Source organism: Paenibacillus sp. GCM10027626 (assembly GCF_042676285.1).
Lineage (GTDB): Bacteria > Bacillota > Bacilli > Paenibacillales > Paenibacillaceae > Paenibacillus_Z.
In genome coordinates this window covers 92,253-106,869 of the sequence record NZ_JBHTHC010000015.1, presented here as the reverse complement: position 1 = coordinate 106,869, position 14,617 = coordinate 92,253, and the positions used below count along the sequence as shown (strand labels likewise).

Sequence of the window (14,617 nt, the reverse complement as noted above, 5' to 3'; positions counted from 1 at the left end):
TTAAAAACAGCCGCTGAGACGCTGTCTGTTCGTTTCACAGCTAGTATCAGGCGGCCGCTTTCTCATTGGCGAGCGATTAATTGCGCAGCTGCCCCAGCTCGGAGACGAGCGCTTCAACCTCGCTAATGCTGAAGTTTTCCTTGCTGCTTACAATTTCGTAAATCTCTTTAATATCTTCGTACCGCGCAGTACTAAAATGCGAAGCTTGCATGGCTGCGGCGGTTGCCATACGAAGCTTGGATTTTATAGCTTCAATCATAAACTCGATATTTTCTGCTGTTGGCTCATTCAAATTAGTCACAGGATCAGTCCACCTTCCGTTTGGTGTAAGCTGTTCGTATTGTAACATGCCCAAGGCCGAGAAGCCACTGAATCCAAGGATTAGATTGAAGCTATGATGCAATTTCGGGTACAATTCAAAAGTAAGAGGGGAGATAGGCGGAAGGAAGCGGTAAATGTGTCAAGAAACCGGGCGAAGGCCCGCATGAAAATAGAAGAGCAGCCGGTGAGGCAGCGGGTGGATGGCGCCGGACTGCGGCATTATTTGCAGCGGCTCGCCAAGCTTTACCCGGAACGCTCACAGTTGACCATTGTCTGTGTCGGAACGGACTGCTCTACTGGGGACTCTTTGGGTCCCTGGCTCGGGACGATGCTCCGCTATCAAGGCTGGGAAAATGTTGTAGGAACGTTGTCGGAGCCATGTGACGCAGAGCGTTACCCGTCAGTTATTGAAACGCTGGATAAAGCATCGATCGTAATTGCAGTGGATGCCTGCTTGGGCAAACAGGACTCTGTCGGCGACTTTCTTGTAGCTGCCGAACCGCTCTACCCGGCACGGGTTACGGGTAAAAATTTGCAGCCTGTGGGACATTATAGTATTGCAGGCGTCGTTGGCCTGCATACGATCAAGCCGTATTGGAGCTTGCAGCGCGCCCCGCTGTCCATGGTCATCGCTATGGCCCGGCAAGCAGCCGATGCTTTTGAAGCGGCATGGCCGGGGCGGAAGAGAGGGCATGCCCAGACATCGCTTATACAGTATTTACTTGGAAAGGATGACCGTAAATGACGATAAAATCGCCTACATTGGCCACAAATAAAGCAGAGCTCGGCAACGGTACGGAAATCGCTTATTATGACTCTGCAAATGGCAGATCTGTACCCGGGGAGGCGGCAATCGTTCTGCTGCATGGATATTGCGGCAGCTCCGCCTATTGGGAAGCCGTCGTGCCGATGCTGCAGCAGGCAGGGCGTGTGATCGTGCCGGATTTGCGCGGTCACGGGGCGAGCTCCGCGCCGGCAGGCTCCGTTTACTCGATGGAGCAATTTGCCGAGGATGCGGCGCTGCTGCTGGATAAGCTGCAGCTAGAGCGGGTCTGGCTGTTCGGGCATTCGCTGGGCGGTTATGTGACGCTTGCATTCGCCGAGCGGTATGCCGAGCGGCTGCATGGCTATGGCCTTATTCATTCCACGGCATGGCCGGATGATGAGCAGGCAAAGCAGAACCGAGACAAGGCTGCAGAGACGATTCAAACAGCCGGCATTCAATCATTTGTGGACGGGCTGGTGCCAAAGCTGTTTGCTCCGGAGCATTTAAGGTCGATGCCGGAACGCGTGCAGCACATTGTGCAAGTCGGCTATGGAACGTCGGCTCAAGGGGCCGCTGCGACAGCGCGCGGTATGAAAGAAAGGGTGGACCGGAGACAAGTGCTGAATACAGCCGGCCTGCCGGTCTTGCTGGTAGCTGGCGGACAGGATGGCGTCATCGCCCCGCACAAAACGTTCGCTGCGGAAGGCGATCATATTACGCAAGCGCTGGTTGAGCATTGCGGCCATTTGAGCATGGTGGAAGCGCCGGAGGAATGCAGCAGGCACATAGCCGCTTTTCTTGATCGTTAGTTGTTACAATGCAGCCGGCAGCAAGGGAGAGGAGAAAGGACGAATGTTTCATCGGGATTATTTTATGCGGATGATTGAGCAGATGACGCAGGTTGTTGGCCAAGTGACAGGCTTGCGGCGCGAGCGCAAGCATGAAGAAGCTTTATATGCCATTGATGAACTGCTGGATCGGCAATTCCGCCTGAACGGCAAATTGATACGGTCCCTCTCGGACGAAGATTTAATACAGATGATGACGACGAACGGAGTTGTCGAATCGCCTAATATTTATGCAATTGCTGCATTATTAAAAGAAGAAGGCGATGTGTATGAGGAGATGGGAGAGGGAGACAAAAGCTACCAATCGCATCTCAAGGCGCTTCATCTTTTTATAAGATTGGCTATGCTGGACAATGCGCCTGTCATTAATAAGCCTTCGGAGGAGGCGCAAAAGCTGCTGAACAAGTTATCGGTCTACGAGCTGCCTTCGGCAACGAAGCTGCTGCAGCTGGATTGGCACGAGGCGGATGGGCAGTATGCGCTGGCGGAAAATGTGCTCTATGAGTTAATGGAGGACGGCGTATTAGGGCAAGAGGCGGCGGCGGAGTTTTACCGGCGTTTGCTGCAGGTGCCGGATGAGCAGCTGCTGGCAGGCGGACTGCCGCGCGAGGAAATTGAGGAAAGCCAGTCGCAGATGGCGAAGCTGCATTAACCTATAGGAGCGATTAATTAGAATGACAGAACAATGGCAGGACGAACTTAAACAATGGGTTGCCGAGGGCAAGCTGCTGCAGGCGACCTTCAGCCAGCTGCGGCGAAAGGATGGGGAGGAGCCCGGCAAGACGGCAATCAGACCCGTCGATCTGCGCGGTCAGCTTTTTTATCAATTCGAGTATCATTATCCTACTAAAGTAACGCATCATAATGTCTCGCAGACGGAAGCGGCCGGGCAGATGGCGCAATGGCTGGAAGCCCATTACCGCCAGGCGCTGTTCAAGACGGCGGAAGCCGATGTTCAGGTGCTGTTCAACAAAAAGGGCAAGGCAGCCGTGCTGCGCAAGCCGCCAACTGCCAAACAGGCGCAATTGGAAGGCGGTGTGCGCGCACATAATCGCCAAAAGCAGCGTATTTTGGAAGCGGGCGAGGTTGCGCCATTCTTAGTTGAGCTGGGCATTGTTACAAAAGAAGGGCATGTGGCCGCCAAAAAGCAGGATAAATACAAGCAGATTAATCGTTTTTTGGAAATGGTAACGGATATTTTGCCGAATTTGCCGGCAGACCGGGAAATCAAAATTGTTGATTTTGGCTGCGGCAAGTCTTACTTGACCTTCGCGCTGTATCATTTGCTTGCCGTTCAGCTTCAGCGGCCTGTATCGATTGTCGGGCTCGATTTAAAGGAAGAGGTCATTAACTTTTGTTCGGAGCTGGCTCGCAAGCTCGGGTACGAAAAGCTCGTTTTTCAAGTGGGCGACATCGCGCAATATGAGGAACAATCGGCTGTTGATATGGTAGTTACGCTGCATGCCTGCGATACGGCTACCGATGCGGCGCTCGCCAAGGCAGTCGAGTGGGGGGCAGGCGTCATCCTGTCTGTTCCATGCTGTCAGCACGAATTGTTCCGCCAGGTGGAAAATCAAGTGCTTGAGCCGTTGTTGTCGCATGGATTGCTGAAGGAGCGGTTTTCGGCTTTGGCAACGGATGCGGTGCGCGCACAATTGCTTGAGGTGTTGGGGTATAAGGTGCAAATGCTGGAGTTTATCGACCCGGAGCATACTCCGAAAAATATATTAATCCGCGCAACGAAAGGGGCAGGACATAAACGGGAAGATAAGTGGCAGGCATATGTCAGCTTTTGTGAGAGTTTGCATCTAAAGCCCTATTTGGAGCGGGCACTAGCCTCCAGGCTTCCCGCCAGGTAGCGCCATAGGTGCTGCGAAGCCCCCTGATGGTTGTGTCTTAAGGCTGGTTGGCGAGCTACTTCCGATGTGATAAAATAATAGAAAGTGATAAAAGTCCTGCATATTGGGACTAATTTCACATTGAGTAGAGAATTGTGTCGAATCGCTTGTAACGCATAAGTGATATTGTGAGCGCAACCATCAGCATACCGTTAAAGGCGGAGTAATGAATGAGAAAAGCGAATATAGCTTCTGTGAAACCCGGGGACAAGCTGGCTCGTCCGGTTTTTGGGGAAAACGGGAACGTGCTGCTCGGTGCTGGAGTGGAGTTGAATGAACGGTTTATCGCTAGGCTTAGGGCGCTTGGAATTGATATGCTCTATCTTGACGACCCGGCAACGGAAAATATTGAGCCGACTTCACCAGTACGGGATGAGACGAGACAGAAGGCGACTGAAGCGGTCTATCAGACGATGACCAAGCTGATGGATCAGCCCAGCACGAGAGGCAGAACGATTATCCCGGAGATGGGGCGTACATTTCGTTCAATCTTCGGCGAATTGATCCAGGATTTGATAACACGCGAGAATGTGCTCGTAAATTTAACAAGCATTCAAGTTATGGATGCATATTTGTTCCAGCATTCCGTTAATGTGGCGATTTTAGCCGGCATTATGGGGCTGGCAAAGGGCTATAACAAGCAGCAGCTCGAGGAACTGGGCATAGGCGCTTTGTTGTTCGATATTGGCATGACGCGTCTGCCCAAGGGATTGCTCGACAAGGCAGGGCCGCTAACAGCTGATGAGCGGATCATTATGGAGAAGCATACCGAGGAAGGGTTTAATATTTTGCGCGCGCAGCATGATATCTCGCTATTGTCGGCCCATTGCGCTTTTCAGCATCATGAGCGCTACGACGGGTCCGGCTACCCGAGAAAAATCAAGGCCGACGCTATGCATGAGTATGCCCAGATTGTCGCCCTGGCCGATGTTTATGACGCTTTAACATCGCCGCGCCCGCATCGGAGGCGTTACACCCCGACGGAGGCGATTGAATACTTGTTTGCTGCAGGCAATACATATTTTGATCTTGATTTAATTAAAACTTTCTGCCGGCATATTTCGATTTATCCGGTCTCAACGACGGTTCAATTAAGCTCCGGGCAGATTGGCGTTGTAGCTTCTAACGATCCGCTCGCGCTTCATCGCCCTGTCATTAGAATTTTAAGGGAGGCGGACGGCTCGAAGCCCGCTCAGCCTTATGAGATCGATTTAAAGGATTCGAACATTTTGCTCATCGTCAAGGAGTTGTAATATACAAGATGGCAAACTTGCCGAAAGGCAAGGACGCAAAGCTACAGGGTCTAATCACTCGCAGGAACGCAGGACGCCGATGCGGATGAATGACAGCCTAGCTGCCAAAACGTTGACACCCGGGGTCCGGGGCGGTGCAGGCGGCTTCTTCAATAAATAGGGAGCGGCTTATTTTTGCAGTTGTATTTAAAAGGGGCGAAGTTCAGGCTGCAGCAAGCCTGAACTTCGCCCCTTTGTGCAAATATAAGAAAGTATAAGTTTCACCCTATACACAGCTTATATTTCTAAGGGAAGAAACTTGCTTCGCGCCAAGGATGGCGTCAGCCGTTTCTTCTTGGCTCAGATGTCGCGCCGCAATGCGCTTAGCACATCGATGCGGGTCGCCCTCCGCGCCGGGCGCATGCCGGACAGGACAGCGACGCCCAGCGAGATCGCTACACTGACGAGCGTCAGCGACAGCGGAATGTAGGTGAAGGTAAAGCCTTTCGGTGTACGGCCCTCGAGGACCGAGCTAATAATAGGCGGCACGGCAGCGTTAATGACAATGCTTAAGCCGTAGGAGACTGCGATGCCGATAATGGCGCCGCACAGTCCGATACCGAAGCTTTCCATCATAAAAACGCTGCGGATCGTCTTGGGCGTTGCGCCGATCGCTTTCATTATGCCTATATCCTGCGCGCGCTCCGTAACCGCCATCGTCATCGTATTGTAAATCCCGATTGAAGCGATTAATACGGCGATTGTGCCGACAAAGATCAGGCCGATTTTCATGACAAGAAAGACGAGGTCCATTTCTTTGACTGAATCCGCTACAGAATAGATGCTGAAATTGCTGCTGCGCAGCGCTTTGGAGATCATCGTCACATTGCTGGCTTTGTCTGCGTAGACCTTGATGTTGGGCACAAGATCGGAGCCGTTAAAAAAGACCGCTTTCTCCCATGAATCATCAAGATATAGCGTTGAATCCTCCACCCATTCGCGAGCGGGCTTGTCAAGGATACCGACGATTGTAAGCTTGATCGGCGCAAGCATCTCTTTCTTTTTCGTCTCATGATTGAAGCCTTTAGCTTGAAAGGTTATGGTCTGGCCCAGCAACGGCTGGTCATAGCCATTCGTCGCGCCTTCCTTTCGGAGCTGCTCGGCAAAATGATAGCCGACAACCGTTTCTGTGTTTTTGGCCGGCAATTGCCCTTCGGAAAGCTTAAGGCCGGCCTTAACTTCCTGTTCAATATTGGTCACAATAGTATGGACGGTATTTTTATAGTCTTGCAGAGCGACATTTCCCTGCAGATTGAGCTGGGCGGTTACGGCTTTGACATGCTCCATCGCTTTGAAGCTTTCTGCATCGGTAAGTGTTGCGGGTACATAATTGTTGTCGGCTTCCTTCTTGCCATGAACCTGAATTTGCGTAACCGTCTGCCCCTGCAGCAAATTGTCCACCATGCTGCGCTGCAGCCCAAAGGCGACTGAAGCGATCATCATCAGAAAGGAGCAGCCCATCGCAGTGGCCAAAATCGTCATAAAGACACGGGATTTATTTTTGGCCATATTTTGCCGTACGAAGCGGATTTTATCGGATAATTTCACGTTGTGATTACCTCCAGTGCCCTGCCGGTAGTTTGCCCGGAGTGCGCCTCCAGCCGGCCGTCGGCAATGCGCATGATGCGATTGCCGATCGAAGCCACTTTGTCATCGTGGGTAATGATGAACATTGTAATGCCCTGCTCGCGGTTTAAAGACTGAAGCAGCTGCAAAAATTGCAGTTCATTTTCACTGTCAAGACTTCCTGTCGGTTCGTCGGCGAGCAGCACCGGCGGATCGAGAATAAGCGATCTCGCAATGGAAACGCGCTGCTGCTGGCCGCCTGACAGCTCGCTCGGATAATGCTCGGCATAGCCGGCGATGTCCAGCCGCTCCAGCAGCTCCATTGTGCGCTTGCGGCGGACGTCCAGCGGCGTGCCCTGCAGCACAAGCGGCAGCTCGGCATTTTCGAAGGCAGTCATGCTCGGGATCAGTTGAAAATTTTGAAAGACAAAGCCAATATATCGCCGGCGAAAGTCGGCCCATTGCGCCTCGTTATAATGCGTTACCTCTTGCCCGGCGATGCTGACGCTGCCTTTTGTCGGATGAATAAAGCCGGAGGCGACATGCAGCAAAGTGGATTTGCCGGAGCCGCTTCGGCCGATAAGGGTGACAATTTCCCCCTGGTTGATCGTCAGATCGATACCGCGCAGTACAGGAACATGACGTTCACTGCCTTTACGGCCCAGAGTGAAGGAATGCTCGATTTGGCACATTTCTATCATTTTAAGCTGAAATCTCCTTTCGGAAATTGGTTATATAGATCAATGTCTGCGTCCGGATCGCAGTAGCTTGCAATTCATGTTTATAACGACGGCTATTTAAAAAAAGTTTTGCAGCGTCGTCTAAATTTCGTCCCGGCTGCTCTGCTGTGATACAATCATCAGCGAGTCGATTATGAAGGAGGTGCCTGCATGCGGAGGGCGGTTTCAATCATGGCGGTGTGCGGGTGTACCTTTATGCTCGCATTTACGGCATACCGCTATGGGATGTTTTTTGATACCTCTTTTTATTTCTGGATCTGTCTGCTTGCTTTGGGCGGTGCTGCGTCATCTCTAGGCATGCTTGTTGCAGGGCGGAGGGCGAGCTTCGGCGGCTTCACCGCGGAGGATGATCCCGCTGTAAAGCTGCTCGCGGCCGGTGCGCTGGTCATTGCGCTGCTCTATATGCTTGCGTTATGCTTTGATCCTGCTTCCGTAAACGGAACGGTCGGGCAGGCGCTTCGCTGGATCGGATATTGCGGATGGCTGCTTCTGCTATGCAGTTTGCTGCAAATAACGGGTAGCCGCTCCTTTCTGATCGCTGCCCTGCATTTGTCGGGCATATTCGTTACATGGGGGGCGCTGCTAGGCTGGATCGGGTGGAGCGATTTCGCTGAAATCGTCATGGTTACAACAGATGAGCAATTGTCGGCTACAGGAGCGCGGCTCGCCGGCTTCTTCCAATATCCGAACATGCTGGGAGTGGTAACGGCGGCCTATTTGGGCTGGCAATGGACCCAGCTTGTCCATTCTTCTTCGCGGCTTGTCTTTTTGGCAGCGGCTGTACAGAGCGCTCCGCTGGCGGCTGTATTGCTGCTGACGGAATCGCGGGGGGCATGGCTTGCCTGCTGTGCCGGCTGGGCAATCGGCTGGTGGGCGGCCGGAACAGGAAAGCGGGCATTGTGGTTGTTATACAGCTGCTGGACGCTGTTTGCGGCCGTCTGGATCTATCGCCTCGCTATGCCTGCCGGCATGCGAAGCATGGAGGAGTCCGGCTGGAGCCTTGAGGCGGCTGGGGGTCTGCTGTTAGCCATATTGGCGGCCGCCCTCGGATTTTATATGCTGAATGCGGCGCGGCAGGGCAGATGGAAGGAGCGCAGGCTGCTGCACTGGCTGCTGCCGTCCATCGCGGCGGCAGCGGCGTTAGCAGCTGTGCTCTATTGTTTACCAGCAACGCTCTCCGGCCGGGTGAATGCCAATTATGCAACAGCTTCTTCCCGGACATTATTTTATCAAGATGCATTATCGATGTTTGCCGAAGCGCCGCTGCTTGGGCGAGGAGGAGATACCTGGCGCTCCTTGTTTACGCATTTTCAGTCAGAGCCTTATGTGGGGAGTGAAGTACACAGCGGCTATATCAGCCTGCTGCTCGATATCGGCCTAATTGGCTTCGCTTGCGTAGTGACAATGATTGGGGCGATACTGCTGTTCGTTGCCAGAAGAAATCGGGAAGGGCTCGTTCCATTAACGGTGCTGCTCATGCACGCTGCCGCGGATTTCGATATGACTTACGGCTTCTACTGGCTGCTGCTGTTTGCCTGGGCCGCACTTTATATAAAGCGGGATGAGGCAGCGGAAATTCGCTTGCATCCTCGCTCCCGTAAAAGGAGAGGGCTGCAGAGGGTGTTATGGTCTTGTGCCATTTTGCTCTTTATTGCCGCAATCGGTGCCGGTTGGCGACTGGACAGCGCCGCCCGTTATCGCGCAGCGGCTGTTCATGAGAGCGGCGGCGAGCAGGCGAGGCTGCTGCGGGCCGCGCTTGCCATGAACCCGTCATGGACCCAGGTTCGCCTGGAATTGGCCAAGCTTGTCCAGCCGGAGGAGCAGATGGGGCTGCTGACGGCCGGACTAAAGTATGAACGGCAATCGCCGCAATTGCTGTGGGCGCTCGGGGCGGGAGCGGCCGACCGCAACGATGTGCCGCAAGCTGTGCAGTTGCTGGAAGCTGCTGTAGAGTATGACCGCTTTGATCGCGACAAGCAGAGTGAGGCTGTGCTGCGATTGGCTCAGCTGGCCCAGCTTAATGAGGCTGCCAATCAACTGGGGGAGGCCCGTCTGGCGGCCCAGACGGGTGTAAGGATCTATGAAGAGTTTGAGCGTTTAAGCCGGCAGTCATATCGGAGAAACGACCGCCAATTTGCCGGAAGTGACGAGGCCGCTGCGGCGGCCGATGAATGCAAGAGGATTTTGCTGCGCCTGCCAAAACAATGATGACCGCTCAAGATTAGCGGGGGGTTAACCGCCGAATGCGGAACGAAAAGCAGCCCGCAGCTTATCCCGATCAACCTCCCATAATTGTGCGATTTCATCGCTTATATGTTCATCCCACCAGTCGGCCAGCAGCCGCCGATTGCTTTGGTGTTCCACGATCCAAGGCAAATTGAGAATGACTTTGTCAAAATAAGCTTTTTCCGCCAGCGCCATTTTTTCTTTTGGCACCCACAGGTGCAATCGTTTGGCTGTGCGATATAATTCATTATTGCAGGCGCGTTTAATTTTGCGGGCAGTGGGCAAGCTTTGCTGATGCTTTTGACCGGGAGCGGACTTCAAGCTGATCGCCTCCTTTCTCCCTTTATATGCGGCCGGCTTCATGGCGGTCACAGGAAAATGACAGTTTTTGCGCCTCAGCCTCGAAATAAGCAAATGGGCTATGGTGGGCATGTCTGTACTTGTGCTAGAATATGGTGGAATTAGAGAGACTTATACTTAGAAGGATAGGAGACGACACATGGACTGGATTCATTCGATTCTGGATGCATTGCTGCGTTGGGTAGAGAGCTTAGGGTATTTTGGTATTGTCATTGGTTTGGCGATTGAAGTCATTCCGAGTGAAATTGTGCTTTCATACGGCGGTTATTTGGTTTCAGACGCAGGCGGCAATCAAATTTCATTTGTTGGCGCTGTTATATTCGGAACGATCGGCGCTGTGATCCAGCAGTGGATCTTGTATGCAATAGGCCGTTTTGGCGGACGTCCTATTTTTGAAAAGTACGGAAAATATATTAAAATTAAACCGAAGCATCTTGATATTTCAGAACGCTGGTTCAAACAGTACGGTGCGGGAATTGTGTTCACAGCACGCTTCGTTCCGGTCATGAGACAGGCGATTTCCATTCCGGCGGGAATAGCCAAGATGAATTTCTGGCTGTTTACGCTGCTGACGCTACTGGCCTCCGTTCCGTGGTCGCTGCTGTTTGTGTACATAGGCTGGAAGCTGGGAGATCAATGGGAAAAATTCAACGAGCAGGCCGCTCCTTATGTTCAGCCGGCGATTTTGATTGCCATCGGTTTGCTGATCGTCTATGTTTTGTACAAAATGCTGCGCAAAAAAGGGAAATCGGTCTAATTTGTCGCAATGCTCCTATGTTTGATACAATAGAACAGATTAAAGGCTGGGGAGGGCAACGATTGTGAGCAAAAATGTCGCAAGCAAGCTAAATGGCGGGATTAGTCCGCAGCAATTTATCGACTCGCTTGAAAAAAATAAAGAAGCTTTTCTGGACTGGTACAACCGGTTCGAATGGAAGGAAGAGGACAAAGCGTTTTTTGAAGCGCTGAACAAGCGCAGCGATTTGCACTGTCTCATTCTGGCGGCAGAATGGTGCGGGGACGTGGTCCGCAGTGTACCGGTTATTTTTCATGTTCTTGCCGCCACCGGCATTCCGACTGAAGTGCTCATCATGGAAGAGCATCTCGAGACGATGGATCAATTTTTGACGATGGGCGGCCGTTCGATTCCGATTGTCATTTTTGCTGACAAGGCGGGTCAAGTGCTTGGTCAGTGGGGGCCTCGCACCCAATATATTCAAGAGCCGATGGTAGCCTTCAAGCAGGCTAACCTGGATCGTGAAGCGGCGGATTATCAAGAAAAGCTGGCGTCAACGCGTCAAGAAATTTTGCGCCGCTATGGCGAAGGCACCGGTTATCAGCACGAGGTCGTCTCCGAGCTTCGCCAGCTGCTGGCATCGGTGTAGCTATGATTAAAATCGAAACCTTCACCTTGGGACCGCTGCAGACGAATGCTTATTTACTGACGGAGGAGACAGGAAAGCGCGGCATCATCATCGATCCGGGAATGGGACCGAGGCGTCTGCTTGAGCGGATTAAAGAGATTCAGATCGAGGCGATTGTACTGACGCATGCGCATTTCGATCATATGGGCGGCGTCGAGGAAGTGCGCAAGGCGGCGGGTTGTCCTGTATATTTGCACGATCTCGAGGCGGACTGGCTTGCCGATGCCGGCAAAAACGGTTCCGCGCGCTGGCCGGATGTGACGAAGCCGCTCACGGCATCGCCGGCGGAATATGCATTGGACGAAGGCCAGCAATTGCAATTGATTGGTCATACGTTTCATGTTATGCATACGCCTGGGCATTCGCCGGGCAGCATTAGTCTGCTGTGCGGGGAGCATCTCATTAGCGGCGATGTTTTGTTCCGCATGTCGGTAGGACGGACGGATCTGCCCGGCGGCAAAGAGCGGGACTTGTACGACTCCATTCGCGGCAAACTATACAAATTGGATCCGAAGGTCCGCGTCTATCCGGGACATGGTCCGCAGACAACCATTGGCTTCGAAATGGCGAATAACCCTTATGTACCGGCTTGACCGGCCGCATAAGGGTTATCCTTACTTATTAGCGAAAAATGGAGGAATGACGGTTGACAGAAGTGAATGAATTGACAGTTGGAATAGAGCAGACCGCGGAAGAAAAGGCGGCTGAAGCTGAGCGTATAATGAAGCGGATTGCCGCGGAATTGAACCTGCCGTATAAAAAGGTGAGCAGCGCTGTCGGCCTGCTGGATGAAGGCAACACGATTCCTTTTATTGCCCGCTACCGGAAAGAAATGACGGGCGAACTGGATGAGAACGAGCTGCGCTTCATTGAGGAAAAGCTGCAATATATGCGCAATCTGGAGACGCGCAAGCGCGAGGTCATCAGGCTCATTGACGAACAAGGCAAGCTGACGGACGAGCTGCGTCAGGCGATTATTGCCGCTGTGAAATTACAGGAGGTCGAGGATCTCTATCGCCCATATCGCCAAAAGCGCAAGACGCGCGCCAGCGTAGCCAAGGAGAAGGGGCTGGAGCCGCTTGCGGAATGGCTGCTCTCGCAGCCGCGGCAAGGTATGCCGCTGCAGGAGGCGGCGCGCTATATCGATGCGGACAAAGGTGTGGAGAGCGCCGAAGAAGCGCTGCAGGGCGCGATGGATATTATCGCTGAGCAGATTGCCGACGATGCGAAGATTCGGGCATGGGTGCGCCAGTATACGTTTAATAACGGGATTTTGCGGACAGAGGCTAAAGATCAGGCGCAGGAATCGGTCTATGAGATGTATTATGCTTATCAGGAGCCGGTTAAGAAGCTGCCGCCGCATCGCACACTGGCTATCAATCGCGGTGAACGGGAAGAAGTGCTGCGCGTCGGGCTGGATGTAGAGGCGGCACGAGTGCATGATTATATCGACCGCCAGCTTATTCGCGGCGGAACGACGCAAGCGATCCGCGAAGTGCTGGTGCGGGCGCTTGAAGATGCTTACAAGCGGCTGATTGCCCCGTCGATCGAGCGTGAGGTGCGCGGCGAATTGACCGAGAAGGCCGAAGAGCATGCAATCCAAATTTTCTCGGCCAATTTGCGCAATTTGCTGCTGCAGCCTCCGGTGCGCGGCCATGTCGTGCTGGGTGTCGATCCGGCTTACCGGACAGGGTGCAAGCTGGCCGTCGTAGATGAAACGTCCAAAATGCTGGAGGTGGCGGTTTGCTACCCTACGCCGCCGAACAACAAGATCGCCGAAGCGGAGCAGCTTATTAATCGCTTAATCGACAAATATCAAGTCGAGCTGATTGTGATTGGCAATGGAACGGCTTCGCGCGAGACGGAACAGTTTATTGCCGGATTGATCAGCAAGCGGAAGGCAGCCGGGCAGGGAAAAGGGAGCGGGCTGAAATATATTATCGTCAATGAGGCCGGTGCGAGCGTCTATTCGGCGTCCAAGCTGGCAGCGGGTGAGTTTCCTTCTTTGGACGTTGCTGAACGGAGCGCAGTCTCTATTGCGAGAAGGCTGCAGGACCCGCTTGCCGAGCTGGTCAAAATCGAACCGAAGGCGATCGGAGTCGGTCAATATCAGCATGATGTCAGCCAGAAGCGGCTTGAGGAAAGTTTGGCGGGTGTCGTAGAGTCGGCGGTTAACCATGTCGGTGTCGACGTGAATACATCGTCACCTTCGCTGCTTGCTTATGTTGCGGGCATCAATGCGACAACCGCGAAAAATATTGTAAAATATCGCGACGAGAACGGGATCTTCCAGAATCGCAGCATGCTGAAAAAGGTGCCGCGGCTCGGCGCGAAGACGTATGAGCAATGCATCGGCTTTATCCGGGTGCTGGAAAGCGCCAATCCGCTGGATCGAACGCCGATCCATCCGGAGTCGTACGATGTCGTAGACAAGCTGTGCAAAGAAATCGGATTGTCGCTTACCGCGCTGGGCTCTGAATCGTTCAATGCTTCTCTGGCGGCTGTAGACGCCGAACAGACGGCTTCTCAGCTTGGGGTGGGCGTCCCGACCCTGCGGGACATCATCAGCAGTCTGCTGCGCCCTGGACGCGATCCGCGCGAGGAACTGCCGCCGCCGATCTTCCATACGGACGTGCTTGATATTGAAGATCTGCAGCCCGGCATGGAATTGCAGGGAACGGTGCGCAATGTCATCGATTTCGGCGCCTTTATCGATATTGGCATAAAAAATGACGGCTTGGTTCACATTTCGCAGCTTAGCGACAAATTTGTCAAGCATCCGATGGATGTCGTCTCGGTAGGTGATAATGTCACGGTCTGGGTGCTGAATGTAGATGTGAAAAAAGGCCGCGTCGGCTTAACGATGAGAAAGCCGGGTTAATGCCAAAGAAGACCTCCGGGCACATGGACAATAGCCATGAAAGCTCAGAGGTCTTCTTGTTGTTGCACGGAAAGTCGAGCTATAGAAGCGGACCATGCTGGAACGCGGCGCTCTTGTCATCCGGTTGCTGCTTGGTCCGATAAAAGTACCAGCAATCATTCAACAACCGGATTTGCCGCCGGTCTCTCTTCAAAAATGCCCGCATCAATTGGTTGCACAACCATTGCGGCATACGCATACCTCCTTATTCGACCATTTGTCTGTAATAACTAGGATATGGAGATAGGCGTCCATC

General features: G+C 53.0%; 15 protein-coding genes and 1 riboswitch. Of the genes, 10 read left to right on the top strand and 5 right to left on the bottom strand.

Translation table 11 applies throughout. The features are described 5' to 3' along the window. Nucleotides 1-76: 76 nt before the first annotated feature. A complete protein-coding gene (locus tag ACFQ0N_RS25560; protein ID WP_379331644.1) occupies nt 77-301 on the bottom strand; it encodes a DUF1128 domain-containing protein in 225 nt (74 codons plus the stop codon). Nucleotides 302-457: 156 nt separating this feature from the next. Between ACFQ0N_RS25560 and yyaC the strand changes: the two genes are divergently transcribed. The 5 genes from yyaC to ACFQ0N_RS25535 all read left to right on the top strand — a co-directional run bounded on the left by yyaC (nt 458) and on the right by ACFQ0N_RS25535 (nt 5,086). Next, complete coding sequence (gene yyaC, locus ACFQ0N_RS25555) at nt 458-1,066, top strand: spore protease YyaC (RefSeq protein ID WP_379331642.1); 609 nt, start codon at nt 458-460, stop codon at nt 1,064-1,066. Further along, a complete protein-coding gene (locus ACFQ0N_RS25550; protein ID WP_379331640.1) occupies nt 1,063-1,896 on the top strand; it encodes an alpha/beta fold hydrolase in 834 nt (277 codons plus the stop codon). The genes yyaC and ACFQ0N_RS25550 overlap by 4 nt, the downstream gene beginning before the upstream one ends. Before the next feature lie 43 nt (nt 1,897-1,939). Beyond that, complete coding sequence (locus ACFQ0N_RS25545; protein ID WP_379331637.1) at nt 1,940-2,587, top strand: DUF6483 family protein; 648 nt, start codon at nt 1,940-1,942, stop codon at nt 2,585-2,587. A 22-nt stretch (nt 2,588-2,609) separates the two neighbouring features. After that, complete coding sequence (locus tag ACFQ0N_RS25540; RefSeq protein ID WP_379331635.1) at nt 2,610-3,794, top strand: class I SAM-dependent methyltransferase; 1,185 nt, start codon at nt 2,610-2,612, stop codon at nt 3,792-3,794. A 209-nt stretch (nt 3,795-4,003) separates the two neighbouring features. Continuing rightward, the gene (locus tag ACFQ0N_RS25535) at nt 4,004-5,086 is read left to right on the top strand and encodes an HD-GYP domain-containing protein (protein WP_379331633.1); all 1,083 of its coding nucleotides are present in this window, start codon (nt 4,004-4,006) and stop codon (nt 5,084-5,086) included. Next, a riboswitch (cyclic di-GMP riboswitch) is annotated at nt 5,087-5,195 on the top strand. Nucleotides 5,196-5,425: 230 nt separating this feature from the next. Here the strand turns inward: ACFQ0N_RS25535 and ACFQ0N_RS25530 are convergent. Continuing rightward, nucleotides 5,426-6,673 carry an ABC transporter permease gene (locus ACFQ0N_RS25530; RefSeq protein ID WP_379331631.1) on the bottom strand — a complete coding sequence of 416 codons (1,248 nt, stop codon included), beginning with the start codon at nt 6,671-6,673 and terminating at the stop codon, nt 5,426-5,428. Beyond that, complete coding sequence (locus ACFQ0N_RS25525) at nt 6,670-7,392, bottom strand: ABC transporter ATP-binding protein (protein ID WP_379331629.1); 723 nt, start codon at nt 7,390-7,392, stop codon at nt 6,670-6,672. The genes ACFQ0N_RS25530 and ACFQ0N_RS25525 overlap by 4 nt, the downstream gene beginning before the upstream one ends. Nucleotides 7,393-7,581: 189 nt before the next feature. On the opposite strand from ACFQ0N_RS25525, the gene ACFQ0N_RS25520 reads away from it, so the two are divergent. Then, a complete protein-coding gene (locus ACFQ0N_RS25520) occupies nt 7,582-9,639 on the top strand; it encodes an O-antigen ligase family protein (protein ID WP_379331627.1) in 2,058 nt (685 codons plus the stop codon). 24 nt (nt 9,640-9,663) lie between these two features. On the opposite strand, the gene ACFQ0N_RS25515 is transcribed toward ACFQ0N_RS25520, so the two are convergent. Further along, on the bottom strand, nt 9,664-9,978 hold the full coding sequence (locus tag ACFQ0N_RS25515) for a dehydrogenase (protein ID WP_379331625.1): 315 nt from the start codon (nt 9,976-9,978) through the stop codon (nt 9,664-9,666). 178 nt (nt 9,979-10,156) lie between these two features. Here ACFQ0N_RS25515 and uptA point away from each other — a divergent pair, with 178 nt between their 5' ends. From uptA to ACFQ0N_RS25495, 4 genes are all read left to right on the top strand, one after another. After that, nucleotides 10,157-10,774 carry an undecaprenyl phosphate transporter UptA gene (uptA, locus tag ACFQ0N_RS25510; protein ID WP_379331623.1) on the top strand — a complete coding sequence of 206 codons (618 nt, stop codon included), beginning with the start codon at nt 10,157-10,159 and terminating at the stop codon, nt 10,772-10,774. 64 nt (nt 10,775-10,838) lie between these two features. After that, nucleotides 10,839-11,402: a thioredoxin family protein gene (locus ACFQ0N_RS25505; RefSeq protein ID WP_379331621.1), complete on the top strand. Its 564-nt coding sequence runs from the start codon at nt 10,839-10,841 to the stop codon at nt 11,400-11,402. A 2-nt stretch (nt 11,403-11,404) separates the two neighbouring features. After that, the gene (locus ACFQ0N_RS25500; protein WP_379331619.1) at nt 11,405-12,034 is read left to right on the top strand and encodes an MBL fold metallo-hydrolase; all 630 of its coding nucleotides are present in this window, start codon (nt 11,405-11,407) and stop codon (nt 12,032-12,034) included. A gap of 53 nt (nt 12,035-12,087) precedes the next feature. Beyond that, nucleotides 12,088-14,322 (top strand): Tex family protein, encoded by a 2,235-nt coding sequence (locus tag ACFQ0N_RS25495; protein ID WP_379331617.1) that lies wholly within the window; start codon nt 12,088-12,090, stop codon nt 14,320-14,322. Nucleotides 14,323-14,401: 79 nt separating this feature from the next. On the opposite strand, the gene cmpA is transcribed toward ACFQ0N_RS25495, so the two are convergent. Continuing rightward, nucleotides 14,402-14,554, bottom strand: a complete 153-nt coding sequence (gene cmpA / locus ACFQ0N_RS25490) for a cortex morphogenetic protein CmpA (protein ID WP_379331615.1) — start codon at nt 14,552-14,554, stop codon at nt 14,402-14,404. Nucleotides 14,555-14,617: the final 63 nt, after the last annotated feature.